A 25,735-nucleotide genomic window follows, 5' to 3' on the forward strand; every position below is an offset into this window, starting at 1 on the left:
AGGGACCGCCTGATCAGAAGCCGCGCGTCCGCTTGGCCGCGCGGCGGTTCGCGCCGCCGATCGCGCCCGGCACCCGCATGAACAGCCGGGAGATCTCGCTTCCCAGGTTCACCCCGATGGCGATGGCCCCGGCCGTCGCCACCGCGGTCGACAGCGAGGCGAGACCCCGGTCCAGCTCGTTCTGCGCGATGCCCAGCAGACCGAAGTACGTCGCGGAACCGGGCAGCAGCGGGCCGATCGCGGCCGTGATGAACGGCAGCGAAGAGGTGTAGCGGTACCGCGAGAACAACTGCCCGAAGAGCCCCACCAGACCGGCCGCCACCGCCGTGGCCGCCACCGGCGAGAGGTGGCCCGTCCGGGCCATCGCACCGAAGATCACCCAGGCCACACCGCCGTTCAGGGTCACCGCCAGCACCGTGGACCGGTCCTGCTGGAGCAGGATCGCGAAGGCCAGGCTCAGCAGCATCGACGCCAGGATCTGGAGCCACGGCCGGTCGTGCGAGATCAGCCGCTCCTCCGGGTTCAGCTCCGCCCCCAGCTGAAGGCCCCCGTAGAGCACCAGCAGCACACCCGCGACGATCCCGATGAAGAAGTACATGACTTCCAGCAGCCGCGCGGCCGCGGTGATGTAGTAGCCGGTCAGCCCGTCCTGCACCCCTGCCACCAGGGCCCGCCCCGGCAGCAGCGCGAACAGCCCACCGGTGATGACGGCCGACGGGCGTACGTCCGACCAGTGGGTCAGGGTCAGCGCGACCCCCAGCGCGGCGGGCGGCATCGCCGCTACCACGAACTGGTAGAACTCCGGAAGCCCGCGCCCGGCACACAGCCAGGCCAGCCGGTCCCCGAGCATCGCGCCGAGCGCCGCGATCAGGAAGACCACGAACCCGCCGCCGACCAGCACCGATGCCGCGCCCGCCAGCCCGCCGGCGGCCAGCGTGAGCACCCAGCCGGGGTACGGGTGCCGGTTCCTGCGGATCTCCGCGAGGCGCCGGTACGCCTCCTCAAGGGAGACCTCGCCCTCCTCCGTGGTGATGTCGTCGATGAGCCGGAAGACCGCGGCCAGCCGGGTGTAGTCGGTGCCCCGGCGGCGTACGGTACGGCTCGCCGTCACCGGGTCGTCGACCAGCGAGGGCTGGTGCGAGATCGACAGCAGCGTGAAGGTGACGGTCGGCTCGCAGCGGTCCAGCCCGTAGCTGCGGGTCACGGCGAACATCGCCGCCTCGACGTCCTCCGCGCCCTCGCCGCCGGCCAGCAGCAGCTCCCCGATACGCAGCGTCAGGTCGAGCACGCGCGGCACCGCGGGGCCCGCGTCGTCGTGCTTCTGGACCGGCTCGGGCGCCGGGCGCTCGGCCACCGGCATCCGCAGCATCGTGCGCATCCGGTCCTGCCAGGGCGCTTCCTTGGTCAGCCGGATCATCGGGATGCCGTGCGCGGGCGTGAAGGCGGGGGAGTCCCGGGCGCTGTAGGTGCGGGGCGGGGCGAACGCGGAGCCGATCGTGTCGGAACCCGAACCGGAACCCGTTCCCGGACCGGAAGCGGAACCCGTGCCAGAGGCACCGCCCGGACCCTGCGGCTCAGGCGTGAGACCGGCCGGAAGGGCGAACTCCGACGTCGGGTGGTCCTCCTCCGACGGTGACGCCGACCTCCCCACCCCTGCGGGCTGGGAAAATGCGCTGCGTGCCTCGTCGGACTGGGGCTTCTGGTCCTCCGGACCGCCCGGTTCCGCCACCACTGACCTCACTCGTTATCGGCTGCGCGTCTTCGGCAGCGCTCCTGCCCAGTATGGCCGCGGAGATGGGTGGCCACGCGAAACGGGCGGCACACCGGTGAAGGTGTGCCGCCCGCTAGCTGGAGCAGTCGCACAAGCGGAACCGCGAACGGACCGCGAACGGAACCGTAGGACGGAACCGCGAACGGAACGTCAGTGCGCGCCGCCCTGCGCCTCCAGGCGCTTGTACGAGTTCTCGATCTCGGCCTCGGCCTCGGTGCGGCCGACCCAGTCGGCGCCCTCGACGGACTTGCCGGGCTCCAGGTCCTTGTAGACCTCGAAGAAGTGCTGGATCTCCAGGCGGTCGAACTCCGACACGTGGTGGATGTCGCGCAGGTGCTCCACCCGGGGGTCGGAGGCCGGCACGCACAGCAGCTTGTCGTCGCCGCCGGCCTCGTCCGTCATCCGGAACATGCCGATGGCACGGCACTTGATGAGGCAGCCGGGGAACGTCGGCTCCTCCAGGATGACCAGCGCGTCCAGCGGGTCGCCGTCCTCGCCGAGGGTGTTCTCGACGAAACCGTAGTCCGCCGGGTAACTGGTCGAGGTGAAGAGCCGACGGTCCAGACGGATCCGGCCGGTCTCGTGGTCCACCTCGTACTTGTTCCGCGAACCCTTCGGAATCTCGATAACGACGTCGAACTCCACGGGTGGCTCCTCCATGATCAACACATACGACTGATGGTTAAGTGTCCCTCACGGAGATGTGTGCTCGCGAAAGGGGCTGGTCAACGGTGGACGATCCGGTGAAAAGACCGTCGGTCAATCCGTTCTCCAAGCTGACCGGGGCCGCCCTGACGGACCACCTCGGCCTGCGGAACGGGCTGAGCAACTGGCAGTTCACGGCCGTCTCCGCCGCCCTCGGCCTGGCGCTCGCAGCCGGCGTCGTCCTTGCCGCCGGTCCCTGGGACTCGGGTCAGCGTAAGGCCGAGCAGGACTGGGCCGCCGCCCGGGACGGCACGGGTGGCGCACATCACGACCCCGACGCGCCCGCCGGACCGGCCCCCGCACCCAGCGCCCCGGCCGTGCTCGCCGCGCTCGGCACCGCTGCGGACCGGACCGCCCCCGAGACCCAGGACGGCGCGGCGGCCGGACTCGGCTCCCTGCTCGACCCCCTGCTGAAGGACTCCGCGCTCGGCACCCGGCGCGGCGCCGTCGTCATCGACACCGCCACCGGCAGGCGGCTGTACGGGAAGGGGGCCGACGCCCCCATGACCCCGGCCTCCACGGTCAAGATCGCCACCACCGTCGCGGCCCTGACCGCGCTCGGCCCCGACCACCGCATCCCCACCACCGTGCGGGCCTCCGCCGACTCCCGCACCGTGACCCTGGTCGGCGGCGGCGACCCCACCCTCGACCGGGCGGCGCTGCGCACCCTGGCCGCGGACACCGCCCGCGCCGTCAAGGCCGCCGGCGTGCACGAGGTCCGGCTCCGGTACGACACCTCCGGCTACTCCGGGCCCGCACTCCACCCGATCGGCCCCAACGAGAACATCGCCCCGCTGAGCGCCCTGATGGCCAACGAGGGGCGCCTCGACGACACCACGAGCGGCCCCGCCCAGCGCAGTACGGACCCCGCCCGGGACGCCGCCGACGCCTTCGGCGAACTCCTGGACCAGGCCGGCGTCGACACCGAGTCCGGGCCGGAGGCGGGCCGGGCGGCCGCGAAGTCCCGTCCCGTCGCCAAGCACCTCTCCGCCCCGCTGTCCGGACTCATCGAGCGGGCGCTGACCAACAGCGACAACGACATCGCGGAGGCACTGGCCCGGCAGACCGCGCTGGCCGCGGGCGAACCGGCGGACTTCGCCGGCGGCCGACGGGCGGTCACCGCCCAGCTGAAGAAGCTGAAACTGCCGCTCAAGGGCGTCGTCCTCACCGACGGCAGCGGACTCGACCGCCACGACAAGGTCACCGCCGCACTCCTCGCAGGGCTGCTCGCCCGTACGGCCGATCCGGACCACCCCGAACTGCGCTCCGTCCTCTCCGGGCTCCCGGTGGCCGGTTTCAGCGGCACGCTGAGCGGCCGCTACACGACGAAGTCCGGCGGCACCGGCCTGATCCGCGCCAAGACGGGCACCCTCACCGGCGTCAACACCCTGGCCGGCACCGTCGTGGACCCGCACGGCAGGCTCCTCGCGTTCGCCTTCCTGGCATCGGGCACCACAGACCCGGCCGAGGCCCAGTCCGCCCTCGACTCGCTCGCCACCGCCCTGGCCGCCGGGAGGCGCTGACGACGGCGACCGCGTCAACACCTCACCGCATCAAGGACCGAGCACGTACGGTTGACGCATGACGAGCATCGGTGGTGCGGGGATGGTCGACTGGAAGCTCGCGGTTGCGACCGCGACCCGATTTGTGCGGCCGGGGCCTGAGATCAGCCGCGAGGAGGCCCGCGAGGTCGTCGCGGAGCTGCGCAGGCACGCCAAGGCCGCGGAGGAACACGTCCGCGCCTTCACCCGGATGATCCCGGAAGGGACCGAACCGGAGGACACCCCGGTCCTGGTCGTCGACCGGGCCGGCTGGATCAAGGCGAACGTCGCGGGCTTCCGCGAACTGCTGCGCCCCCTCCTGGACAAGATGGAGGAACGCCGCGGCGGCGGTGCGGGCGGCGCCGTGCTCGGCGCGGTCGGCTCCAAGGTGACCGGGGTGGAGGTGGGGATGCTGCTGTCGTTCCTGGCCTCCCGGGTCCTCGGCCAGTACGAGACGTTCGCCCCCGCCACCCGTGACCTCCCCGCCTCTGCCGACGGTGGCGGCAGGCTCCTGCTCGTCGCCCCGAACATCGTCCACGTCGAACGGGAACTGGAGGTCGACCCGCACGACTTCCGGCTCTGGGTCGCCCTCCACGAGGAGACCCACCGCACCCAGTTCACCGCGGTGCCCTGGCTCCGCGACCACCTGCAGGGCGAGATCCAGTCATTCCTGGACGAGACCGACGTCGACCCGATGACCGTGCTGGAACGGCTCCGCGAGGCCGCCCAGTCGCTGGCCGGTGGCCGGCCGGAGGGCGAGGAGGGCGAGGACGGCGGACGCAGCCTCGTCGAGGTCGTGCAGACGCCCGCCCAGCGCGAGATCCTCGGCCGGCTCACCGCGGTGATGTCCCTGCTGGAGGGCCACGCGGACTACGTGATGGACGGTGTCGGCCCCGAAGTGGTCTCGTCCGTCGGGGAGATCAGGGAGAAGTTCCAGCAGCGCAGGGCGCGCGGCGCGAGCCGGCTCGACCAGGCACTGCGCAAGCTCCTGGGCCTCGACGCGAAGCTGCGCCAGTACCGGGACGGCGAGCGGTTCGTGCGCGCCGTGGTCGACGAGGTCGGCATGGACGGCTTCAACCGGGTCTGGACCTCGCCCAACACCCTCCCGACCAAGGCGGAGATCGCCAAGCCCGCGGACTGGATCGCGAGGGTGCACCGTAAGGCAGAGTCATGATCACGGCGCGAACAGGGGCTCGCGGCCACGGTCGAACGCGCCGGTAATCACCCATCCGAGGGACCGTAGGGGCATGGGAAGGCGTGCAATGCTCGTTGAACGGCATTGCTCTGTCACCATCGACGCACTCTGAGTGACGGCACTCTTTCCTGTCCCGGCACTCCGAGGCTCCCCTCCGAAACTTCACGAAGGGCACCGGACATGGGTCCCCATCCTGCGGTCGCGGCGATACGCCTGGCGGTCCGCCGCGTACTCCACGACGTCATCACCGACTTCGCCGAACAGACCGAACGAGCTCCGCACGCCGGACGCGCCCCGCACCCCGAGCTCGCCGAAGCCGGCGCCGGCCGACGGCGCGCCGCACTTCCCGAACGACCCGATACCCCTCTGGTGCTGGTGGCATGCTCCGGTGGCGCCGATTCCATGGCACTCGCCTCCGCACTCGCCTTCGAGGCCCGCAAACTCCCCGTCCGGGCCGGCGGCATCACCGTCGACCACGGCCTCCAGGACGGCTCCGACACCCGGGCCACCGAGGTCGTCGGCCGCCTCACCGCCATGGACCTCGACCCGGTCGAGGCCGTCGCGGTACGGGTCGGCCACGACGGCGGACCCGAGGCCGCCGCCCGCGACGCCCGCTACGCCGCACTGGACGCGGCGGCCGAACGCCACGGCGCCGCCGCCGTACTGCTCGGCCACACCCGCGACGACCAGGCGGAGACGGTGCTGCTGGGGCTCGCCCGCGGCTCCGGCATCCGCTCCCTCTCCGGCATGGCCGCCGCGTCCGGCCCGGCCGGCCGCTACCGCCGCCCCTTCCTCCAGCTCGACCGGCAGACCGCCCGCAAGGCCTGCCTGGTCCAGTCCCTGACCGTCTGGGACGACCCGCACAACATCGACCCCGCCTACACCCGCTCCCGGCTGCGTCACGAGGGCCTGCCCGCCCTGGAGAAGGCGCTGGGCAAAGGAGTCGTCGAGGCCCTCGCCCGTACCGCACAGCTCTCCCGCGACGACGCCGACGCCCTGGACACCTGGGCCGCCGAGGCCGGCCGTGACGTACGCGACGAAGCGGGCCGGCTGGAGTGCGCCAAGCTCTGCGTCCTGCCGCCCGCCGTCCGCCGCCGGGTACTGCGCCGGGCCGCCATAGAGGCGGGCTCCCCGGCCGGTTCGCTCTTCGCCCGGCACATCGAGGAAGTCGACCGCCTCATCACCGGCTGGCGCGGCCAGCAGGCCATCAACCTGCCCGGCCGCGTCGAAGCCCTGCGCCAGGGTGGCAGACTGGTGATTCGGCAGAGCTGACGCACAAGCGGCTGACATGCAGGCGAGCGGCCGCGCAGGTCCGGGACACCACCCGGACCCGGCAGGCAAAGAAAGAGACGCGGGTGAACGAGAAGGACATGGGTACCGACCTTCAGTCGGTGCTCCTCACCAAGGAAGAGATCGACGCGAAGCTCGTCGAACTGGCCGCGAAGATCGACGCGGAGTACGCGGGCAAGGACCTGCTCCTCGTCGGTGTCCTCAAGGGCGCGGTGATGGTCATGGCGGACCTGGCGCGCGCCCTGTCCACCCCCGTCACCATGGACTGGATGGCCGTCTCCTCGTACGGAGCGGGCACCCAGTCCTCCGGTGTCGTCCGGATCCTCAAGGACCTGGACACCGACATCAAGGGCAAGCACGTCCTGATCGTCGAGGACATCATCGACTCCGGTCTGACCCTGTCCTGGCTGATGTCGAACCTGGGCTCGCGCGAGCCCGCCTCGCTGGAGATCTGCACCCTGCTGCGCAAGCCCGACGCGGCGAAGGTCGCGCTCGACTGCAAGTGGGTCGGCTTCGACATCCCCAACGAGTTCGTCGTCGGCTACGGGCTGGACTACGCGGAGAAGTACCGCAACCTCCCCTTCGTCGGCACGCTCGCCCCGCACGTCTACGGCGGCTGACCAGGAACCGCACAACCCGCACCGACTCCGGGGAACCCTCACGGATTTCCCGCCGTTGAGCCTTCGAAGGCGGGTTTGACAGACGTCCCCGGCGGTCGTCGGTGACAATGCTGGGGTACCGTCCGAGGAACAGTCTTTACTCACACGCAGCATTTACCTACGGGCAGGAGGGACGGGGCGACTTCGCTCCGTATGGATGGACGTGAAGCGATACTTCCGTGGGCCGGTCATGTGGATCGTGCTGGCCGTCCTCGCCGTGGTCGTGTTGATGCAGGTCGTCGGCTCGTCCGGCGGCTACAAGACGGTGGACACCGGCAAGGTGATCCAGGCGATCAGTAAGAACCAGGTGGAGCAGGCCAAGCTCACCACCGGTGACGATCAAATCCTCAAGATTGAGATGAAGGACGGCCAGAAACTCTCTGGCGAGTCCGGCAGCAAGTTCCAGGCGAGCTACATCGGCGACCAGGGCGTCCAACTGGCCGACACGCTGCAGAAGAAGTTCGAGAGCGGTGACATCGAGAAGGGTTACACCGTCTCGCCGTCGAAGCAGTCCCCGTTCGTCTCGATCCTCTTCTCGCTGCTGCCCTTCGTCCTCATCGTGGTCGTCTTCCTGTTTCTGATGAACCAGATGCAGGGTGGCGGCTCCAAGGTCATGCAGTTCGGCAAGTCCAAGGCCAAGCTGATCACCAAGGACACCCCCAAGACGACGTTCGCCGATGTGGCGGGCTCGGACGAGGCGGTCGAGGAGCTCTACGAGATCAAGGAGTTCCTCCAGGAGCCGGCGAAGTTCCAGGCCGTCGGCGCCAAGATCCCCAAGGGTGTCCTGCTGTACGGGCCTCCCGGTACGGGTAAGACGCTGCTCGCACGCGCCGTCGCCGGCGAGGCGGGCGTCCCGTTCTACTCGATCTCCGGTTCCGACTTCGTCGAGATGTTCGTCGGTGTCGGTGCCTCCCGGGTGCGCGACCTCTTCGAGCAGGCCAAGGCGAACGCCCCGGCGATCGTCTTCGTCGACGAGATCGACGCGGTCGGCCGGCACCGCGGTGCCGGTATGGGCGGCGGTCACGACGAGCGCGAGCAGACGCTTAACCAGCTGCTCGTCGAGATGGACGGCTTCGACGTGAAGGGCGGCGTGATCCTGATCGCCGCCACGAACCGGCCGGACATCCTCGACCCGGCGCTGCTGCGTCCGGGCCGCTTCGACCGGCAGATCGCGGTCGACCGTCCCGACATGCTGGGCCGGCTGGAGATCCTCAAGGTCCACCAGAAGGGCAAGCCGGTCGCACCGGACGTCGATCTCGGCGCCGTTGCCCGTCGTACGCCCGGCTTCACCGGTGCCGACCTGTCGAACGTGCTGAACGAGGCGGCGCTCCTCACGGCGCGCAGCAACCAGAAGCTGATCGACAACAACATGCTCGACGAGGCCATCGACCGCGTCGTGGCGGGTCCGCAGAAGCGGACCCGGATCATGTCCGAGAAGGAGAAGAAGATCACCGCGTACCACGAGGGCGGACACGCCCTGGTCGCGGCGGCCTCACCTCAGTCGGACCCGGTCCACAAGATCACGATCCTCTCCCGCGGCCGCGCCCTCGGTTACACGATGGTGCTCCCGGAGGAGGACAAGTACTCCACGACGCGCAACGAGATGCTCGACCAGCTGGCTTACATGCTGGGCGGGCGCGCGGCCGAGGAGCTGGTCTTCCACGATCCGACCACCGGCGCTGCGAACGACATCGAGAAGGCCACCGCAACGGCCCGCGCGATGGTCACGCAGTACGGCATGACGGAGCGGCTCGGCGCGATCAAGTTCGGCGGCGACAACACCGAACCCTTCGTGGGCCGCGAGATGGGCCACCAGCGCGACTACTCGGAAGAGGTCGCCGCGCTGGTCGACGAAGAGGTCAAGAAGCTCATCGAGACCGCGCACAACGACGCGTGGGAGATCCTGGTCGAGAACCGAGACGTTCTGGACGCACTGGTTCTCCAGCTCCTTGAGAAGGAGACCCTCGGCAAGGCGGAGATCGCCGAGATCTTCGCTCCGATCGTCAAGCGTCCGGCCCGTCCGGCGTGGACCGGGTCCGCCCGGCGCACGCCGTCCACCCGGCCGCCGGTGCTCTCCCCGAAGGAGCTCGCCCTCACGAACGGCGCCACCACGGCGAACGGCTCCCCGGTCGCGGACATCGTCCCGCCCACCGAGTCGATCCCCGAGGATCGTCCCGAGAGCTAGATACCGGACCCGTGCGACCCCCGTCACAGGGGTTCGGACGGGCCCGGAATGGAAGCCGCGCCCTCCAGGTTTTAGCCTGTGGGGGCGCGGCTTTCGTATATCTGCGCGAATGTCCACGCAGCTGACAGCTCAATGGAACGAGGCACAGATGACCGACCCGGTGACGCTGGACGGCCAGGATCCGATCGGTGAGTTCGACGAGAAGCGGGCCGCCGCAGCCGTACGCGAACTCCTCATCGCCGTGGGCGAGGACCCGGACCGGGAGGGGCTGCGGGAGACCCCGGGGCGGGTGGCACGGGCGTACAAGGAGATTTTCGCGGGCCTGTCTCAGCAGCCCGAGGACGTCCTCACGACCACGTTCGACCTCGGCCACGACGAGATGGTGCTGGTCAAGGACATCGAGGTGTACAGCACCTGTGAACATCATCTGGTGCCGTTCCACGGGGTCGCGCATGTCGGGTACATCCCGGCGACCAGCGGCAAGATCACCGGCCTGTCGAAGCTGGCCCGGCTGGTGGACGTCTACGCCCGGCGTCCGCAGGTCCAGGAGCGGCTGACCACGCAGATCGCCGAGTCGCTGATGACGATCCTTGAGCCGCGCGGCGTCATCGTCGTCGTCGAGTGCGAGCACATGTGCATGTCGATGCGCGGTATCCGCAAGCCCGGCGCGAAGACACTGACCTCCGCGGTGCGCGGACAGCTCCGCGACCCCGCGACGCGGGCCGAGGCGATGAGCCTGATCATGGCCCGCTGACCGGTCCGGTACCGGCCCGGCCGACTCCCCGCACCCACGGCTGAGGGCCGGCGGATCACTGGGATCCACCGGCCCTCAGGCCTGCAGAGAGGCTTTGCGGGCTACTTGTACTTGTATGTGGCGTGGGCCACGCTGTTCACGGGCCACCACGAGTCGGAACCATTCTGGGAAATGAAACTACCCGTTCCGGAATTCGAGGCCCGGTAGGTCCACTTCTTCGTCGCCTTCACCTTGACCGTGGGTGTGCTGCACGACTTGGACTTACGGCAGCCTGCGATTTTGCTCGCGAATGTCTTTCCGTTGTTCCCGGAAAGCGCGATGGACGGGCGCTGGGCGCTCATCTTGTGGGTGCAGACCTGCTTCGCGTTCGCGTAGACGGTCTTCCCGGTGCGCCACACCTTCACTGTGTTGGTGCAGCCGTAGTACGCCTTTCCCTTGCCCGAGATGGCTGCGGCCTGGGCCGACGTGGAGGAAAGGAGGACGGAGGCGACGACGGCCACCCCGACGCCCACACTCTGCAAACCGCGCTTCACGTTGATGCTCCCCGTTTCGATTCGAGATCCGGACGCCGAGGGGCGCCCGGCTGATCTTGGTCGAACCGGAACGCTAACACGCTCGCCTGCTCGTTGCCGGGGGTAATCCAAAGGAATTCGGGAATGGCGGAGGTGCACCTCAGATAACCCTCAAATGCATTGCGCGGGGTCCGGGGGATGGTATAGGGAGAGTAATGCGAGTGGTGTCCCGGAGGTCCCGTGACCCGGAATTCGGGAATCAGTAACCGGCCGTTCCGGTTTGTTGTCCGGAACCGGAACGGAGACCGGTCACGCCCCCGCCGCGTTCTTGTTGTCGTCCTCGTCGTCCGGGAGCTTGCAGACGCGTTCCAGGAAGAGGGCGGCCGCTATCACCGCGATGCCGGCCAGGACCGCGAAGCCGGCGTAGATCGCCTGGTCGCGGCGGGCCGGCATGTCGAGGGAGCCGAGCAGGAAGACGCCGACGCCGCCGTACATCCCGGCGACCAGGGCGACGACCAGGGCGCTGGCCTGGCCGAAGACCACGGCGCGGGCCGCCATCATGGGCTCGACGCCCTTCGCGCCCGGCCGGCGCTCACGCTGGGCGCGCAGCCGGGAGCGGATGGAGAGCGCCGTCGCCAGCAGGACGACGGCGATCACCGCGAGCACGATGGGGGCGGCCAGCGGCACGCTCGGCAGGGTGCCGAGGGAGTCCCAGAGGCGGGCGCCGCCCCAGGACAGCACCCCGGCGGCGGCGAAGAGGCCCGCCAGTACTCCGAGCCGTAGTTGCTTCACCGGGTGAGCCGCCCTTCGCCGCCTGTGATCCGTGCCGCTGTGATCTATGCCGCTGTGATCTTTCCTGCTGTTCCTCAGAGCCTAACGACTACTCGGGCAGCCGGAGTTCCAGGTCGGCCCGGGGCAGTACGCCGCCGCGGCCGACACCGGCCAGCAGATCGGCGACCGGGCCGACGCCGGGCAGCTGGGCCGCCGGATCCACGTCGTGCCACGGGGCGAGCACGAAGGCGCGCTCGCGGGCCCGGGGGTGCGGGAGGGTGAGCACCGGATCGTCCGAGACCACATCGGCGTACGCCACGATGTCGACGTCGATCGTGCGCGGGCCCCAGCGCTCCTCGCGGACCCGGTCGAAGGCCTCCTCGATGGCCTGGCCGCGCTCCAGGAGGGAGGACGGGGGCAGCGTGGTCTTCACGACGACGACCGCGTTGAAGTACGAGGGCTGGGAGCCGGGGTCGACGCCCCAGGGCTCCGTCTCGTACACCGGGGAGACCGCCTTGACCCGGAGGCCGGGGGTGTCCTCCAGGGCGTCGATGGCGCCCTGGAGGGTCTCCAGGCGGTTGCCGAGGTTGGAGCCCAGGGAGATCACGGCGCGTTTGGGGTTGGAGAGGGTGATGTCCGCGGCGTCCACCTGTTCGACCACGGAGGCGGGAACCGGCTGTACGGTCGGGTCGCTCTGCCCCTCGGTAGAAAATGCAGTCATGCTCGGCTCCGGGTGATGGTGATGGTGACGTCGTCGAAGGGGACGGTGATGGGCGCATCCGGCTTGTGCACCACGACCTCCACCTCCTCGACGCCTTCGTGCTTGAGGCACTGCTGGGCGATGCGCTCCGCGAGCGTCTCGATCAGATCGACCGGTTCGCCCTTGACGACGTCGACGACCTCCTCCGCGACCACGCCGTAGTGCACGGTCTTCGTCAGGTCGTCGGCTGCTGCCGCGGGGCGGGTGTCGAGGCCGAGCACCAGGTCCACGATGAAGGTCTGTCCCTCTTCCCGTTCCCGGGGAAAGACGCCATGGTGCCCACGGGCCTTGAGGCCGCGCAGCGCGACACGATCCACGCGAATCACTCCTGCTGTTGTTGGTCGTAGGGGCACGGGCCGCGTGCGGGCGGCGTCCTGCCCTCATTGGAATCTACCTGCGGGCACCGACAGCACTCGCCCGTGGGGCCCGCGGCGGACCGCACGGGGCCGGGTAGCCGCAGATACCCCGATGTGCCCGATTCCAATCCCGGGGAGTCGCTAGTCGGTCCTCCACCGGTCTTGTACCCGTTCAGGAGGGGGACTCTTCGTCCTCTTCCTCACCGGTTTCGGCCAGTACGGGCGACCCGTGGTGGGACCAGAGCTTCCAGCCGTCGGGAGTGCGCCGGAACACGTTGGTGGCGACCACCAGCTGGCCCACCAGCGGCCCCAGCGAGCTGCCCTCCTCCGCGGGGCCGCCGCTGAGGATGTTCTCCGTGCAGGTGACCAGGGCGGTGTCGCCCGTCATGGACACCCCGACGTCGGTCAGGAAGAACTGGATGTACTCGGTGTTCGCCATGATCAGCGCGTAGCTGCGCAGCACCTCGCCGCGGCCGGTGAGCACCGGCCAGCCCGGGTGGACGCAGGAGACGGTGAGGTCCTCGCCGGGCAGCCAGAGCCCGGTGAGCTCGTCGAGGTCCCCGCGCTCCATCGCCTCGTAGAAGGCGGTGTTGGCCAGCTCGACCGCCTCGATGTCGGCGGCCGCTTCCGCGTGCTCGTCCCGCGACTCGTTCACGCGGCTCCCTCGACGGCGCGGGCGACGCGTACGGCGTCGGCGGTGGCCCGTACCTCGTGGACCCGGACGGCCCAGGCGCCGGCGTGGGCGGCGAGCGCGGAGATCGCGGCGGTGGCCGCGTCACGTTCGCGGGCGGGCGGCGGTGCGGCGCCCGGCCCGGCCAGTACGTGGCCCAGGAACCGCTTCCGGGAGGCGGCGACCAGCAGCGGACGGCCCAGGGCGTGCAGGGCGTCCAGCCGGGCGATGAGCGAGAGGTCGTGGCCGGCGTCCTTGGCGAAGCCGAGGCCGGGGTCGATCACGATGCGTTCGGGGGCGACACCGCCGCAGACCACGGCGTCCATCCGGGTCCGCAGCTCCTCGACGACCTCCGCGACGACGTCCCCGTACACCGCCCGGCTGTTCATCGTCTCGCTGAAGCCGCGCCAGTGCATGACGACGAAGGGCACCCCGGCGGCGGCGACGACCGGGACCATGTCCGGGTCCGCGAGCCCGCCGCTCACGTCGTTGACGAGGACCGCGCCGGCCTCGACGGCCTGCTCCGCGACCCGGGCCCGCATGGTGTCCACGGAGACCGTGACCCCTTCGGAGACGAGTCCGCGGACCACCGGGACGACCCGGCGCAGCTCCTCCGACTCGTCGACCCGGCTGGCTCCGGGGCGGGTCGACTCACCGCCGACGTCGACGAGGTCGGCGCCCTCGCCCACCAGGTCGAGACCGTGCTTGACGGCCGTCGTGGTGTCGAACCAGCGGCCCCCGTCGGAGAAGGAGTCCGGGGTCACATTGACGACACCCATGACCGCACAGCGGTCCCACTCCGGCAGGCCCTGGACCGTGCCTCGTCCACGCAACGTACTCATACGACCAGCCTAGGCCGTGACGGGACCCGTCACGCCGCGTGGACGCCCTGCTCCGGTGCGGAGGGCCGGCTGTGCGCACAGGGCCGTCGCTCGCCCGAGGGCAGCCGGCGGGCCAGCGGACGGGGCAGCGCGAAGCTGACGAAGCCCTCGGCCTGCATCGCGGCCAGCGAGATCCGGGGCAGGTCGCGGGCGGTGCGGTAGACCACGAACCGGGGCTCCCAGCGGGGCCGGAACTTGGCGTTGAACTTGTACAGCGACTCGATCTGGAACCAGCGCGACAGGAAGATCAGCAGTCCGCGCCAGACCCGCAGCACCGGTCCCGCGCCCAGCTTCTCGCCGCGGGCCAGCGCGGCGCGGAACATCGCGAAGTTCAGCGAGACGCGGGTGATGCCGAGCCGGGGCGCGGCCTGGAGGGAGGCGACGATCAGCAGCTCGTTCATCCCCGGGTCTGCGGCGCGGTCGCGGCGCATGAGGTCCAGGGACATGCCGTCGGTGCCCCAGGGGACGAAGTGGAGCACGGCCTTCAGGTCGCCGTACGGGGATTCGGCGCTCTGTTCGTCGGTCTTGTGGGCGGTGGCGATGAAGCAGTCCCCGTCGGCGCCGTCGCCGATCCGGCCCAGGGCCATGGAGAAGCCGCGCTCGTTGTCGGTGCCGCGCCAGTCGGCGGCGGCCCGGCGGATGCGGGCGAGCTCGGTCTCGCCGATGTCAGCCACGCGCCGGACGCGGGTCTCGTAGCCGCCGCGCTCGATGCGCTTCACCATCTGGCGTACGTTGCGCATCGCCCGTCCGGCGAGGGAGAAATCCGCGACATCCACCACCGCCTCGTCCCCGAGTTCGAGGGCGGCCAGTCCGGTCTCGCGGGTCCAGACCTCGCCGCCGGTCTCGCCGCAGCCCATCACGGCCGGGGTCCAGGAGTGGGCTCTGGCCTCGTCCATGAACCGTTCGATGGCGCCGGGCCAGGCCTCCACGTCCCCGATCGGATCGCCGCTGGCCAGCATCACCCCGGAGACCACGCGGTAGCAGACGGCGGCCTTGCCGCTGGGGGAGAACACCACGGCCTTGTCGCGGCGGAGCGCGAAGTGGCCGAGCGAGTCGCGGCGGCCGTGCCGGTCCAGCAGCGCGCGCAGCCGGGCCTCGTCGTCCTCGGTGAGGCGGGCGGCGGGGTGTTCGGGGCGGAACGCGAAGTAGATGGTGGTGACGGCGGTCAGCAGGCCGAGCGCGCCGAGCGAGTAGCCCACGGTCCAGGAGGTGACACCGGCGTACTCGACCGGGCCCTCGAAGCCGAACAGGCCGTACAGCACGTGCTGGAGCCGGTCGGCGATGCTGGGGTTGCCGACCAGCCGGCCGGGGTGGACGCTGACGATGACCAGGCCGAGGCCGAGCGAACCCGCGCCGAGCAGGACGAAGTTGGCCAGGGCCCGCCAGCGGCTGCGCGGGTCGGGGAGGGCCGCGAACTCACTCCGGTGGCGTACCAGCAGATAGCAGAGCGTCAGCGAGACGACCGCGCCCAGCACCGAGTGCCGGTAGAGGAACTGGGACAGCGCACCGGCCGGGAGCAGCACGACGGCCGCCCGCCAGGCCCGTCGTTTGTGCCGCTTGAGGCCGTGGGCCAGGAGCAGCAGCAGGACGCCGGCGCTCAGTGAGAGCGCGGCGGCGAAGGGGCCGAGGGCGCCGGGCAGCACCTCCGCGAGGGTGTGCATCCGGCTGTGGCGGAAGCGGGGGAAGACCCCGGCGGCGACGTCGATCAGGCCGACTACGGTGCAGGCGGTGCCGACGAGCACCGGTACGGTTTCGGGCCGCGGTCCGCGCACGAACTTGCGTGCGCTTTTCGGAACCGATCCCGATTTATCCCCATCTAGCGTGACAGACATCGCTTCCCGTGGTTCCGCGAGAGATTTGTGGAGTACGTCGGCCGGAGTCCGGCGGACGCTGTGCGACCTCTAGGACGAGCCTTCCGGGCGGAGGGTTCACCCGTATCCGGGAAATTTCCAGACAGAAAGTTCAATCGTCATGGGCCTTACCGGCAAGGCAGTGCTGATCCTGGCGATCGCGCTCGCCGTCGTGCTGTTCGCCGTCACGATCTGGCTCTGGCCGAGGTTCGCCCGGCGCAGTGTCCCGATGGTCTTCGGCAGGGTCGGCCTGCTCCTGGCGACCCAGGTGGCGGTCTTCGCCTCGGTCGGCCTGATGGCCAACAACTCGTTCCTCTTCTACGGCTCCTGGGCGGACCTGTTCGGCCAGAAGCAGGACCTGGGCGTGGTCACCGACCACGCCGCCGGGACCCTGGCCGCGAAGAACATCGTCCGGGTGGGGACGCAGCGGCCCGACGTGCCGGGCGGTTCGCTGGCCACCAGGGGAGGCCGGATCGACAAGGTGGTGATTGCGGGGCACCACTCCGGGATCGAGAGTTCGGCGTACGTGTACCTGCCGCCGGAGTACTTCCAGGAGGCGTACGCCCGGCGCAATTTCCCCGCGGTGGTGGTGCTCACGGGCTACCCGGGTACTTCGGAGAACCTCCTCAAGGGGCTGCGCTACCCGCGTACGGCACTCGATCAGGTGAAGGCCGGACGGTCGCAGCCGATGATCCTGGTGATGCTGCGGCCGACCCTGGCACCGCCCCGGGACACCGAGTGCGTCGACATAAAGGGCGGCCCGCAGACCGAGACGTTCTTCGCGAAGGATCTGCCGCGCGCGGTCTCGGCCGCCTACCGGGTGGGTCATCGCGCCCGCAACTGGGGCATCATCGGCAACTCGACCGGCGGCTACTGCGCGCTGAAGATCGGGCTGCACCACCCGGACCGGTTCACGGCGAGCGCGGGGCTCTCCGCGTACTACAAGGCGGCGGAGGACCCGACGACCGGCGACCTCTTCCACGGCGACCAGTCGGCGCGCGAGCGGGCGGACCTGCTGTGGAGCCTGGACCACCGGCCGATGCCCGACTCGTCCTTCCTGGTGACGACCTCCCGCCACGGCGAGGAGAACTACGCGGACACGAAGAAGTTCCTGGCCAAGGTGAAGTCGCCCGCGCAGGCCTCCTCGATCGTGCTCGGCAGCGGCGGGCACAACTTCAACACCTGGCGCCGGGAGATCCCCGCCGCCCTGGAGTGGATGAGCAGCCGGCTCAGCGAGAACTGAACCGGCGGCGCACTACTCCCGGCCTCACTCTCAGGAGGTCGCGCCCGCCCCGCCCGTGACGCCCGCCCCGCCCGAAACGCTCGCGACGCTCTCCACGGCCACCTCGGCGCGCGGCACGGCCCGGTCGTCCGCGTCGATCGAGCGGCGCAGCGCCTCGTGGAGGCGGGCCGGGGTGAGCACGCCGAGAAACCGGCCCGCGCTGTCCTCGTCGATGACCGCGATCCAGCCGGCGTCGTGCTGGAGCATGGTGGCGAACGCCTGCTTGAGCGGGGCGCCGACGGGCAGCCAGGCCTCCATCCGGCGGGCGTGCTCGCGGACCGTGCCCTTGGTGGCGGTGAGCGCTTCGCCGGCCGGGATCCAGCCGTGCAGATGGTCGTCACCGTCCAGTACGACGGCCCAGCGCGCGCCCTGTGCCCGCAGCCGTTCGGTCGCCGCGGCCAGCGGGTCGTCGAGGTGGACGACCGGCGGCTGGTCGAGGTCGCTCTCCTCGATCGGGGTGACGGAGAGCCGCTTGAGCCCCCGGTCGGCGCCGACGAAGTCCGCGACATAGCCGGTGGCGGGGGCGCCGAGCACGGTGGCCGGTGAGTCGAACTGCTCGATCGAGCCCTGTCCGTAGACGGCGATGCGGTCCCCGAGGCGGACCGCCTCCTCGATGTCGTGCGTGACGAACAGCACCGTTTTGCGGACCTGTGCCTGGAGCTTGAGGAATTCGTTCTGGAGCCGTTCCCGGACGACCGGGTCGACCGCGCCGAAAGGCTCGTCCATCAGCAGTACGGGCGGGTCGGCCGCCAGCGCCCTTGCCACGCCCACGCGTTGGCGCTGACCGCCGGACAGCTGTTCCGGATATCGGTCACCATAAACGGAAGGATCGAGTCCGACCAGATCGAGGAGTTCGGCGGCGCGTTCGCGTCCCTTTCCGCGTTTCCAGCCCAGAAGATGGGGCACGGTAGCGGTGTTTTCGAGGACCGTCCGGTGCGGGAACAGCCCGACCTGCTGGATCACGTAGCCGATACGGCGCCTCAGTTGGACGGGGTCGATGGCCGATATGTCGTCCCCGTCGAGGAATATCCGGCCCTCGGTCGGTTCGATCAGCCGGTTCACCATCTTCATGGTGGTCGTCTTGCCGCACCCCGACGGTCCGACGAGCGTGACGAGTTCACCCTCGGCGACCTCGAAGGAAAGGTCGTCGACGGCGGTCGTGCCGTCCGCATACCGCTTGGTGACGTGCTCGAAACGGATCATGGTTCCCCATTGTGGCGCGTGTTTTGTGAAGGACATGTTGCTGGAATACAACGGCTTCCGTGATTGTCAGTGGTCGAGGATAGGCTCGCCGGACATCAGTACGAGTGGGCGATCGGGAGGTGGGGGACAAGATGGCCGCACAGAACTGCCTGGTGACGAACGACTGGATCTGCGGGGAGTATCTCCGTTCCCGCAGCCAGGAGTTGACCGATGCCACGGTCCAGCACATCTGGATCACCGCGGTCTCGGTGGCGATCGGGGTCGCCGTGGCATTCCCGCTGGCCCTGCTCGCCCGCCGCAGCCGGCGTTTCGCCGGACCGGTGCTCGGGCTGACCACGGTGCTCTACACCGTGCCGTCGCTCGCGATGTTCTCGCTGCTGCTGCCGCTCTTCGGGCTCTCCGCGGCGCTGGTCGTCACCGGGCTGGTGCTGTATTCGCTGACCATTCTCGTGCGCAACATCCTGGCGGGTCTGGAAGCGGTCCCGGAGGAGGCGAAGGAGGCCGCGCGCGGCCTGGGTTACGGACCCGCCCGGCTGCTGTGGGAGGTGGAGCTGCCGCTCGCGATGCCCGCGCTGATGGCCGGAATACGCATTGCCACGGTCTCCACGATCGCGCTGACGACCATCGGTTCGATCGTCGGCCGGGGCGGTCTCGGCAACCTCATCGACGACGCCCTGCCCAGCTTCTTCAAGGCCCAGGTGCTGGCCGCCTCCGTGCTCTGCGTACTGCTCGCGGTCGTCGCGGACCTGCTGCTGCTCTGCGTGCAGCGGCTGCTGACACCGTGGACGCGCATATCGAAATCCCACGGAGCCGTGGACACGGCCGGTACGGCGAAGGCGGTCTGACCCATGGGAGTTCTCGGCGAGGCCTGGACCTGGCTCACCACCGGCGCCAACTGGTCGGGGGAGAGCGGAGTGAGCCACCGGCTCGGTGAGCACCTGTACGTCAGCGGCGTGGCGCTCGCCCTGGCCTGCGCCATAGCGCTGCCCGTCGCGCTGTACCTCGGACACATCGGGAAGGGCGGCGCGCTGGCCGTCAACATCTCCAACGTGGGCCGGGCGGTCCCGGTCTTCGCGGTGCTGGCGCTCTTCATGGTCTCGCCGCTGCGCAACAGCGGGTACCTGCCGACCGTCATCGCCCTGGTGCTCTTCGCCGTGCCGCCGCTGCTGACCAACGCCTACGTCGGGATGACCGGGGTGGACCGTTCGGTGACGGAGGCCGCGCGGGGGATGGGCATGTCGGGCGGCCAGCTCTTCGTCCGCGTCGAGCTCCCGCTGGCCTACCCGATGATCATGACCGGGCTGCGTTCGGCCGCCGTCCAGGTGGTGGCCACGGCGACGATCGCCGCGATGGTCGGCCAGGGCGGCCTCGGCCGGATCATCACCGCCGGCTTCAACACGTACAACACCCCGCAGGTGGTCGCGGGGGCCCTGCTGGTCGCCGTGCTCGCCCTGCTGGTGGAGTCGGTGCTGGTCGCCCTCGACCGGCTGCTGTCACCGCTGCGCCGCCGCCGGACGGCGTGAGCCCGGCCCCCTCTCGTAACCCCCCCCGCAGATCGCACACATCGCATATGGCCCTGTTGCCGTGGACGGAGAACCAACATGAGCAAGACCTCGCGCATAGCCGGCGCGGTCATCGGCATGGTCGCGCTGGCGGGCTCGCTCGCCGCCTGCGGCGGTGACACCCTGGAGAAGGACAAGGGCGCCCCGGCCGGTGGCGACGGCTCCGGGAAGAAGGGCTCGCTCGTCGTCGGCGCCGCCGCCTTCACCGAGTCCAAGGTGCTCGCGGAGCTGTACGCGCAGATCCTGGCCGACGCCGGATACAGCACCTCGGTCACCACGGTGAAGAACCGCGAACTGTACGAACCCTCCCTGGAGAAGGGCGAGATCGACGTCGTACCCGAATACGCGGCGACGATCACCGAATTCCTCAACGCCAAGGCGAACGGGGCGAAGGCGGCCGAGGAGAAGCCGCTCGCCTCCGGCGACACCGACGCCACCGTCGCCGCCCTGGAGAAGCTCGCGACCCCGCGCGGACTCAAGGTCCTGCCGCCCGGCAAGGCGATCGACCAGAACGCCTTCGCGGTCACCAAGGAATTCGCCACGAAGAACAAGCTGAAGACGCTTTCGGATCTCGGCGCCGCCAAGGTCAAGGTGAAGATCGCGGCCGGTGACGAGTGCGAGGTGCGGGCGTTCTGCGCGCCCGGTCTCAAGAAGACGTACGGCATCGATGTGACCGGCATCGACCCCAAGGGAGTGGGCACCCCGCAGTCCAAGCAGGCGGTCAAGGACGGCAAGGACCAGCTGGTCCTGTCCACCACCACGGACGCGGTGCTGGACAGCTACGGCCTGGTTTTCCTGGAGGACGACAAGAAGCTGCAGAACGCGGACAACGTACTCCCGGTCGTCAATGCCAAGGACGCGGGCGGCGATGACATCGCGGCGGCACTCGGCAAGCTCACCGCCGCACTCACCACCCAGGACCTCGCGGAACTGAACCGCAAGGTCGACGCGGAGCGCGCCAAGCCCGAGGACGCGGCCAAGGAATACCTCCAGTCCAAAGGTCTGATCAAGAAGTAGGCGGGTCCGGGGAGGGAGTTTCGGGGGCCGTCAGGTAACCGGCGGGGAACAGATTGCCGGGCGGCCCCCCAAGCAGGCCGTATGCACGGTAAATTTCAGGCCATGCCACGTGGACGCCATCGTCATTCGCCACCTCTGCACAGAATCCTTCCGCCTTCGGTCGTGGCCGGAGCCTCGGTTCTCTGTGCCGCGGGAGCCTGGCTGCTCGCCGAGCCCCTGGTCCTGCGCGCCCTGGTCGCCGCCGCCGCGGCCGCCGCCCTCACCGGCGCGTATCTGATGCGCAGCTGGGACCGGGAGGCGGGCCGTCGCGTCGCGGAGCTGACGCGCGCCCGCGCGGGCGACGAGTGGCGGGCCGAGGAACGCATCGCGGAGATCGAGGCCGATCTCGACGAGTCGCGCGAGCTGCGCGCCCGGCTGGAGACGAAGCTGCGCCGCAAGCGCGTCGAGCTCGCCGGTCTCCGTGGCGAGCACGCCGCCCTGCTGCGGCGGTACGCCAACGCAGAGACCGAGCGCGCCAGCGTGCTGGAGAGCCGCCGGCAGCTCGCCCTGGAGGCGGCCGCGCCGTCGCCCCGCGAACTGCCCGCCGCGCGCAGCACCCCGACCCCGGCCGGATATCTGCGCGCCGCCCAGGCGCTGGAGGACCTCTCGCGCAACCGCGCGCTCCAGGAGGCCCGGCGCACCGCGGAGCAGGCCAGGAAGCACGATCTCGCGGAGCGCGCCCGGGAGGCGGAGGAACGGCGGGGGAAGCACGCGGCCGCCGCGCTCACCGGCGCCCCGACGGGCGACGAGCAGCACCGTCGTCCCACGGCCGCTCTGCCCGCCTCGCCCCGGCCGCCTCAGGCACTGCCGCCCAAGGCAGTGCCGGCCCAGGCACTGCCGGAGCGGCGCGCCGTCCCGGCCGCCGCCTCGGTCGTCCCGTACGCCGCGGCCCGCCGCCACCTGGTCCCGCAGGGCAGCTTCGACTTCTTCGGTACGCAGAAGGCGCACGCCGCGATCGAGTCCGTGCAGAACGAGGACCTCGCCGACGTGGTGGGTGAGGAGGCGCTCGCCGCGCACCGCACCGGCGCGACCGAGAACCGGGCCGTCGGCAAGGTCATCGACCTGACCGCGCACGACGAGACCGAACAGCTGGACGTCGCGGAGCTGCGCAGCGCGATCTCGTAGCCCCGCCGGGGCCGGGCTACTTGTCGATGTCCCCGACGACGAAGAACAGCGAGCCCAGGATCGCGACCATGTCCGCGACCAGGGTGCCGGGCAGCAGCTCGGTGAGCGCCTGGATGTTGTTGAACGACGCCGAGCGGAGTTTCAGCCGGTACGGGGTCTTCTCGCCCTTGGACACCAGGTAGTAGCCGTTGACGCCGAGCGGGTTCTCGGTCCAGGCGTAGGTGTGGCCCTCCGGGGCCTTGAGCACTTTGGGCAGCCGCTGGTTGATCGGACCGGGTGCCAGGTCCGCCATCCGGTCCAGGCAGGCGTCCGCGAGGTCCAGGGCGTTGTGCGTCTGGTCCAGCAGGCATTCGAACCGGGCCAGGCAGTCGCCCTCGGTGCGGGTGACGACTTTCAGGGTGTCCTGGAGCTCCCCGTACGCGAGATAGGGCTCGTCCCGCCGCAGGTCGAAATCGACGCCGGAGGCACGGGCGATCGGCCCGGACACCCCGTACGCGTGCACGGCCCGCGCCGACAGCACGCCGACTCCGCGGGTACGGCCCCGGAAGATCTCGTTGCCGAGCACCAGCTTGTCGTAGACGTCCATCCGGGACCGGACGGAGGCGACCGCGTCCCTGGCCCGGCCGAGCCAGCCCGCCGGGAGGTCCTCCTTGAGGCCGCCGACCCGGTTGAACATGTAGTGCATGCGGCCGCCGGAGACCTCCTCCATCACGGCCTGGAGCTCCTCGCGCTCCCGGAACGCGTAGAACACCGGGGTGATCCCGCCGAGTTCCAGTGGGTACGAGCCGAGGAACATCAGGTGGTTCAGGACCCGGTTCAGCTCGGCCAGCAGGGTGCGGGTCCAGACCGCGCGCTCCGGGACCTCCATGCCGAGCATCCGCTCGACGGCCATCACGACGCCCAGCTCGTTGGAGAACGCGGAGAGCCAGTCGTGGCGGTTGGCGAGCATCACGATCTGCCGGTAGTCACGTGCCTCGAAGAGCTTCTCCGCGCCTCTGTGCATGTAGCCGATGACGGGTTCGGCCTGCTGGACGCGTTCGCCGTCCAGGACGATCCGCAGTCGGAGCACGCCGTGCGTGGAGGGGTGCTGCGGGCCGATGTTGAGCACCATGTCGGTGCTTTCCGCCGCGCCGCCGATGCCGACTGTCGTCTCCGTCATGCCGACAGTATTGCCTGCGGCCCGGCTTCCCCGGGCTCCGCCCCGGACCCCGCTCCTCAACCGCCGCAGGGGCCGGCCGGGGCCCGGACCCGTTGCGTCAGCCAGCCGAAGTCGCCCAGCCCGCCCCGCGCCGTCAGCTCCGCCGCCTCGCCCGCCAGGGCCAGCGCCCGTACGTAGCCGGCCGGGTCGCTCGACGCGAGCGTCAGCGGCGGGCGTTCACCGCTGACCCCCAGCTCCCGCAGCGCCTCGCGCTGGGTGCGGATCTCCGCGCCCCGGCCGCCCGCCGCCGCGCACGCGTCCAGCGCCACGTGCGAGGTGAGGTCGCAGCCGCCGTCCGGCACCGGCCGCACCTCGCGCCCCGCCCGGAAGCCGGTCAGCGTGCCCAGGCGCGGCCGGGCCTCCCGTACGTGGCCGTAGTCCACCGCCACCGCGAGCCCGGCGCTCACGGTGGCCACCGCACGCGCCCAGGCCTCGTCGCGCGGGCGGCCGATCTCGGCCCGGCTGCCCGGTCCGGCCGGCGGCCACCAGTCCGCCAGCCACCGGGCGTCGGCCCCGCTCACCGGATCGCCCAGCCGCTCCGTACCGTCCGAGGGGCGGACCAGGACGTAGCGGCGGACGCCGTCCTCATCCGTCTCGGCCACCGGCGTCACCACGTTGTCCAGCCACTCGTTGGCGAACAGCAGCCCGCGCACGCCCTGCGGGGGCTCGGCGCACCACTCCACCCGAGGGTCCAGACCGTCGGGGCGCGCGGCCAGCTCCACGGCGTACGCCCGTACCGCGAGTCCCCCGCCGCCCTGCGCCGGGAGCGCGGCGAGCACCCCCGTCAACAGCTCTCCGCGCCCCGCCCCCAGATCCACCAGGTCCACCGCACCGGTCCCGAGCTCGTCCGCCGTCCTGACCAGCAGCCGGGCGACGGCCGAGGCGAACAGCCCGGAAGCGTGCACCGAGGTACGGAAATGACCCGCCGGCCCTTCGGGGCTCCGGTAGAACCCCCCGTCCCCGTACAAAGCGGCCTCGGCCGCCTCCTGCCAACCGCGCCAGTCATCCGTCACATGTTCAAGTCTCCACCTTGGGGAGTACGGTCTCCGGACCCGGATCGGCCCTTTGGCTGACCCACCCACCTGTCGGCTGTCCCTACGCTGGGTTACGTGCAGCGCCTCTACGATTTCATCCGCAGACACCCGACGGGCGTCGACGGCTTCTGGGCTGTCTTCCTCCTCGGGATCTCCGGCATGACCATTGTGGCGGGCGGTGCCGGGCGCGGAGGCGGTGAACGCTTCGCCGTGGTGCCGGTCGTCGTCGGTCTCAGCGTCGTCGTCGCACTGCGCCGCCGCGCGCCGGAGAAGATGCTGCTGCTGGCGATCGCGATGGGCGTCGCCCAGCTGATCTTCGGGGTCAGACCGACCACGGCGAACTTCGCCATGCTGGTGATCACGTTCACGGTGGCCACGGTCGGCGAGCGCTGGGCCTCCCGGCTCGCGCTGACGTGCAGTCTCTGCGCGGCGGGCCTCTCCCAGCTCCGCTGGCCGAACCAGGACCCGGGCAGCTGGGCGCAGAAGCTGTTCATCGTCATCGTGATGACGGTGCCCTTCGTGCTGGCCTGGGTGCTGGGCGACTCGATGCGGACCCGGCGGGCCTACTTCGACCAGCTGGAGGAGCGCGCCGCCCGGCTGGAGCGGGAGCGCGAGGCCCAGTCGAAGGTCGCGGTGGCCGCGGAGCGGGCCCGTATCGCCCGCGAGCTTCACGATGTCGTCGCGCACAACGTCTCGGTGATGGTGGTGCAGGCCGACGGCGCCGCCTATGTCATGGAAGCGGCCCCCGACCAGGCCAGGCAGGCGCTGGAGACCATCTCCAGCACCGGCAGGCAGGCACTCGCGGAGATGCGGCGGCTGCTCGGCGTGCTGCGTACCGGTGACGCGCGGGAGAGCGGGGAGTACGTCCCGCAGCCCGACGTCCAGCAGATCGAGGAGCTGGTCGACCAGGTCGTCCAGTCCGGACTGGCCGTCGACTTCAAGATCGAGGGCACCCCGCGCCCGCTGCCCAGCGGCGTCGAGCTGACCGCGTACCGCATCGTGCAGGAGGCGCTGACCAACACCCGCAAGCACGGCGGCCCGAACGCCGGGGCCAGCGTGCGGCTGGTCTACTTCGACGACGGGCTCGGCCTGCTGGTGGAGGACGACGGCCGGGGAGCCGCGCACGAGCTGTACGAGGACGGCGGCGCCGACGGCGCGGGCCACGGGATGATCGGTATGCGCGAGCGGGTCGGCATGGTCGGCGGCACGCTGGACGCCGGGCCGCGCCCCGGCGGCGGATTCCGGATCAGCGCGCTGCTGCCGCTCAAGCCGGCCAACTGACCCGCGCCCACACACACGGAACCCACGGACGAAACCCCGCCGACGACCCACGACCCACGCCCGACGACCGACCGCAGGACGAAACAGGAGACAG

The 25,735-nt window shown here is 70.5% G+C and carries 24 protein-coding genes; 12 read left to right on the plus strand and 12 right to left on the minus strand.

Annotated elements, in window-relative coordinates:
• Window positions 1–13: 13 nt before the first annotated feature.
• Entirely contained in the window at window positions 14–1,732 is a 1,719-nt protein-coding gene (locus tag ACZ601_RS36250; protein WP_469545895.1) for a threonine/serine exporter family protein, read from the minus strand.
• A gap of 189 nt (window positions 1,733–1,921) precedes the next feature.
• Window positions 1,922–2,416: an inorganic diphosphatase gene (locus tag ACZ601_RS36255; protein WP_024491916.1), complete on the minus strand. Its 495-nt coding sequence runs from the start codon at window positions 2,414–2,416 to the stop codon at window positions 1,922–1,924.
• Window positions 2,417–2,502: 86 nt separating this feature from the next.
• Here ACZ601_RS36255 and dacB point away from each other — a divergent pair, with 86 nt between their 5' ends.
• The 6 genes from dacB (at window position 2,503) to folE (ending at window position 10,100) form a co-directional block, all read left to right on the plus strand.
• Window positions 2,503–3,999, plus strand: coding sequence for a D-alanyl-D-alanine carboxypeptidase/D-alanyl-D-alanine endopeptidase (dacB, locus tag ACZ601_RS36260; RefSeq protein WP_469545897.1), 1,497 nt, complete (start codon window positions 2,503–2,505; stop codon window positions 3,997–3,999).
• 58 nt (window positions 4,000–4,057) lie between these two features.
• Window positions 4,058–5,191 (plus strand): zinc-dependent metalloprotease, encoded by a 1,134-nt coding sequence (locus ACZ601_RS36265; protein WP_371772453.1) that lies wholly within the window; start codon window positions 4,058–4,060, stop codon window positions 5,189–5,191.
• 201 nt (window positions 5,192–5,392) lie between these two features.
• Window positions 5,393–6,484 (plus strand): tRNA lysidine(34) synthetase TilS, encoded by a 1,092-nt coding sequence (tilS, locus tag ACZ601_RS36270; RefSeq protein WP_440573610.1) that lies wholly within the window; start codon window positions 5,393–5,395, stop codon window positions 6,482–6,484.
• A gap of 98 nt (window positions 6,485–6,582) precedes the next feature.
• Window positions 6,583–7,122 carry a hypoxanthine phosphoribosyltransferase gene (gene hpt / locus ACZ601_RS36275; protein ID WP_037777945.1) on the plus strand — a complete coding sequence of 180 codons (540 nt, stop codon included), beginning with the start codon at window positions 6,583–6,585 and terminating at the stop codon, window positions 7,120–7,122.
• A gap of 196 nt (window positions 7,123–7,318) precedes the next feature.
• On the plus strand, window positions 7,319–9,346 hold the full coding sequence (ftsH, locus tag ACZ601_RS36280; protein ID WP_469545902.1) for an ATP-dependent zinc metalloprotease FtsH: 2,028 nt from the start codon (window positions 7,319–7,321) through the stop codon (window positions 9,344–9,346).
• A gap of 148 nt (window positions 9,347–9,494) precedes the next feature.
• Window positions 9,495–10,100 carry a GTP cyclohydrolase I FolE gene (folE, locus tag ACZ601_RS36285; protein WP_469546022.1) on the plus strand — a complete coding sequence of 202 codons (606 nt, stop codon included), beginning with the start codon at window positions 9,495–9,497 and terminating at the stop codon, window positions 10,098–10,100.
• A gap of 101 nt (window positions 10,101–10,201) precedes the next feature.
• Here folE and ACZ601_RS36290 read toward each other — a convergent pair whose 3' ends face one another.
• The 7 genes from ACZ601_RS36290 to ACZ601_RS36320 all read right to left on the minus strand — a co-directional run bounded on the left by ACZ601_RS36290 (window position 10,202) and on the right by ACZ601_RS36320 (window position 15,882).
• The gene (locus tag ACZ601_RS36290) at window positions 10,202–10,633 is read right to left on the minus strand and encodes a hypothetical protein (RefSeq protein WP_469545904.1); all 432 of its coding nucleotides are present in this window, start codon (window positions 10,631–10,633) and stop codon (window positions 10,202–10,204) included.
• A gap of 288 nt (window positions 10,634–10,921) precedes the next feature.
• Window positions 10,922–11,404: a DUF3180 domain-containing protein gene (locus ACZ601_RS36295; protein WP_469545907.1), complete on the minus strand. Its 483-nt coding sequence runs from the start codon at window positions 11,402–11,404 to the stop codon at window positions 10,922–10,924.
• A gap of 88 nt (window positions 11,405–11,492) precedes the next feature.
• The gene (folK, locus tag ACZ601_RS36300) at window positions 11,493–12,104 is read right to left on the minus strand and encodes a 2-amino-4-hydroxy-6-hydroxymethyldihydropteridine diphosphokinase (protein ID WP_024493347.1); all 612 of its coding nucleotides are present in this window, start codon (window positions 12,102–12,104) and stop codon (window positions 11,493–11,495) included.
• Window positions 12,101–12,460: a dihydroneopterin aldolase gene (gene folB / locus ACZ601_RS36305; protein WP_024493348.1), complete on the minus strand. Its 360-nt coding sequence runs from the start codon at window positions 12,458–12,460 to the stop codon at window positions 12,101–12,103. The genes folK and folB overlap by 4 nt, the downstream gene beginning before the upstream one ends.
• A gap of 211 nt (window positions 12,461–12,671) precedes the next feature.
• Window positions 12,672–13,154, minus strand: a complete 483-nt coding sequence (locus ACZ601_RS36310; protein ID WP_440573614.1) for a nuclear transport factor 2 family protein — start codon at window positions 13,152–13,154, stop codon at window positions 12,672–12,674.
• On the minus strand, window positions 13,151–14,011 hold the full coding sequence (folP, locus tag ACZ601_RS36315) for a dihydropteroate synthase (RefSeq protein WP_469545912.1): 861 nt from the start codon (window positions 14,009–14,011) through the stop codon (window positions 13,151–13,153). The genes ACZ601_RS36310 and folP overlap by 4 nt, the downstream gene beginning before the upstream one ends.
• A gap of 29 nt (window positions 14,012–14,040) precedes the next feature.
• Window positions 14,041–15,882 carry a phosphatidylglycerol lysyltransferase domain-containing protein gene (locus ACZ601_RS36320; RefSeq protein ID WP_469545914.1) on the minus strand — a complete coding sequence of 614 codons (1,842 nt, stop codon included), beginning with the start codon at window positions 15,880–15,882 and terminating at the stop codon, window positions 14,041–14,043.
• A 139-nt stretch (window positions 15,883–16,021) separates the two neighbouring features.
• Between ACZ601_RS36320 and ACZ601_RS36325 the strand changes: the two genes are divergently transcribed.
• The gene (locus ACZ601_RS36325; protein WP_469545916.1) at window positions 16,022–17,143 is read left to right on the plus strand and encodes an alpha/beta hydrolase; all 1,122 of its coding nucleotides are present in this window, start codon (window positions 16,022–16,024) and stop codon (window positions 17,141–17,143) included.
• Between the two features lie 30 nt (window positions 17,144–17,173).
• Here ACZ601_RS36325 and ACZ601_RS36330 read toward each other — a convergent pair whose 3' ends face one another.
• Window positions 17,174–18,385, minus strand: a complete 1,212-nt coding sequence (locus ACZ601_RS36330) for a betaine/proline/choline family ABC transporter ATP-binding protein (RefSeq protein ID WP_469545919.1) — start codon at window positions 18,383–18,385, stop codon at window positions 17,174–17,176.
• A 131-nt stretch (window positions 18,386–18,516) separates the two neighbouring features.
• Here ACZ601_RS36330 and ACZ601_RS36335 point away from each other — a divergent pair, with 131 nt between their 5' ends.
• The 4 genes from ACZ601_RS36335 to ACZ601_RS36350 all read left to right on the plus strand — a co-directional run bounded on the left by ACZ601_RS36335 (window position 18,517) and on the right by ACZ601_RS36350 (window position 22,128).
• On the plus strand, window positions 18,517–19,230 hold the full coding sequence (locus tag ACZ601_RS36335; protein ID WP_469545921.1) for an ABC transporter permease: 714 nt from the start codon (window positions 18,517–18,519) through the stop codon (window positions 19,228–19,230).
• Between the two features lie 3 nt (window positions 19,231–19,233).
• A complete protein-coding gene (locus ACZ601_RS36340; protein ID WP_440573620.1) occupies window positions 19,234–19,908 on the plus strand; it encodes an ABC transporter permease in 675 nt (224 codons plus the stop codon).
• Between the two features lie 78 nt (window positions 19,909–19,986).
• The gene (locus tag ACZ601_RS36345; RefSeq protein WP_440573621.1) at window positions 19,987–20,964 is read left to right on the plus strand and encodes an ABC transporter substrate-binding protein; all 978 of its coding nucleotides are present in this window, start codon (window positions 19,987–19,989) and stop codon (window positions 20,962–20,964) included.
• A 102-nt stretch (window positions 20,965–21,066) separates the two neighbouring features.
• On the plus strand, window positions 21,067–22,128 hold the full coding sequence (locus ACZ601_RS36350; RefSeq protein WP_469545925.1) for a hypothetical protein: 1,062 nt from the start codon (window positions 21,067–21,069) through the stop codon (window positions 22,126–22,128).
• A 16-nt stretch (window positions 22,129–22,144) separates the two neighbouring features.
• Here ACZ601_RS36350 and ACZ601_RS36355 read toward each other — a convergent pair whose 3' ends face one another.
• Entirely contained in the window at window positions 22,145–23,287 is a 1,143-nt protein-coding gene (locus ACZ601_RS36355; RefSeq protein WP_469545927.1) for an NADH-quinone oxidoreductase subunit D, read from the minus strand.
• A gap of 56 nt (window positions 23,288–23,343) precedes the next feature.
• The gene (locus ACZ601_RS36360) at window positions 23,344–24,339 is read right to left on the minus strand and encodes an SAM-dependent methyltransferase (protein ID WP_469545929.1); all 996 of its coding nucleotides are present in this window, start codon (window positions 24,337–24,339) and stop codon (window positions 23,344–23,346) included.
• Window positions 24,340–24,435: 96 nt separating this feature from the next.
• Here ACZ601_RS36360 and ACZ601_RS36365 point away from each other — a divergent pair, with 96 nt between their 5' ends.
• On the plus strand, window positions 24,436–25,641 hold the full coding sequence (locus ACZ601_RS36365) for a sensor histidine kinase (RefSeq protein ID WP_469545933.1): 1,206 nt from the start codon (window positions 24,436–24,438) through the stop codon (window positions 25,639–25,641).
• Window positions 25,642–25,735 lie beyond the last annotated feature (94 nt).

It is taken from the genome of Streptomyces sp. NPDC104307 (assembly GCF_055584045.1).

What these genes read in the sequence shown, in the direction of transcription:
- ACZ601_RS36265 (WP_371772453.1), top strand. Translation starts at nt 4,058, where the DNA reads ATGACGAGCATCGGTGGTGCGGGGATGGTCGACTGGAAGCTCGCGGTT.
- tilS (WP_440573610.1), top strand. Translation starts at nt 5,393, where the DNA reads ATGGGTCCCCATCCTGCGGTCGCGGCGATACGCCTGGCGGTCCGCCGC.
- hpt (WP_037777945.1), top strand. Translation starts at nt 6,583, where the DNA reads ATGGGTACCGACCTTCAGTCGGTGCTCCTCACCAAGGAAGAGATCGAC.
- ftsH (WP_469545902.1), top strand. Translation starts at nt 7,319, where the DNA reads ATGGACGTGAAGCGATACTTCCGTGGGCCGGTCATGTGGATCGTGCTG.
- folE (WP_469546022.1), top strand. Translation starts at nt 9,495, where the DNA reads ATGACCGACCCGGTGACGCTGGACGGCCAGGATCCGATCGGTGAGTTC.
- folK (WP_024493347.1), bottom strand. Translation starts at nt 12,104, where the DNA reads ATGACTGCATTTTCTACCGAGGGGCAGAGCGACCCGACCGTACAGCCG.
- folP (WP_469545912.1), bottom strand. Translation starts at nt 14,011, where the DNA reads ATGAGTACGTTGCGTGGACGAGGCACGGTCCAGGGCCTGCCGGAGTGG.
- ACZ601_RS36320 (WP_469545914.1), bottom strand. Translation starts at nt 15,882, where the DNA reads ATGTCTGTCACGCTAGATGGGGATAAATCGGGATCGGTTCCGAAAAGC.
- ACZ601_RS36325 (WP_469545916.1), top strand. Translation starts at nt 16,022, where the DNA reads ATGGGCCTTACCGGCAAGGCAGTGCTGATCCTGGCGATCGCGCTCGCC.
- ACZ601_RS36330 (WP_469545919.1), bottom strand. Translation starts at nt 18,385, where the DNA reads ATGATCCGTTTCGAGCACGTCACCAAGCGGTATGCGGACGGCACGACC.
- ACZ601_RS36335 (WP_469545921.1), top strand. Translation starts at nt 18,517, where the DNA reads ATGGCCGCACAGAACTGCCTGGTGACGAACGACTGGATCTGCGGGGAG.
- ACZ601_RS36340 (WP_440573620.1), top strand. Translation starts at nt 19,234, where the DNA reads ATGGGAGTTCTCGGCGAGGCCTGGACCTGGCTCACCACCGGCGCCAAC.
- ACZ601_RS36345 (WP_440573621.1), top strand. Translation starts at nt 19,987, where the DNA reads ATGAGCAAGACCTCGCGCATAGCCGGCGCGGTCATCGGCATGGTCGCG.
- ACZ601_RS36350 (WP_469545925.1), top strand. Translation starts at nt 21,067, where the DNA reads ATGCCACGTGGACGCCATCGTCATTCGCCACCTCTGCACAGAATCCTT.
- ACZ601_RS36355 (WP_469545927.1), bottom strand. Translation starts at nt 23,287, where the DNA reads ATGACGGAGACGACAGTCGGCATCGGCGGCGCGGCGGAAAGCACCGAC.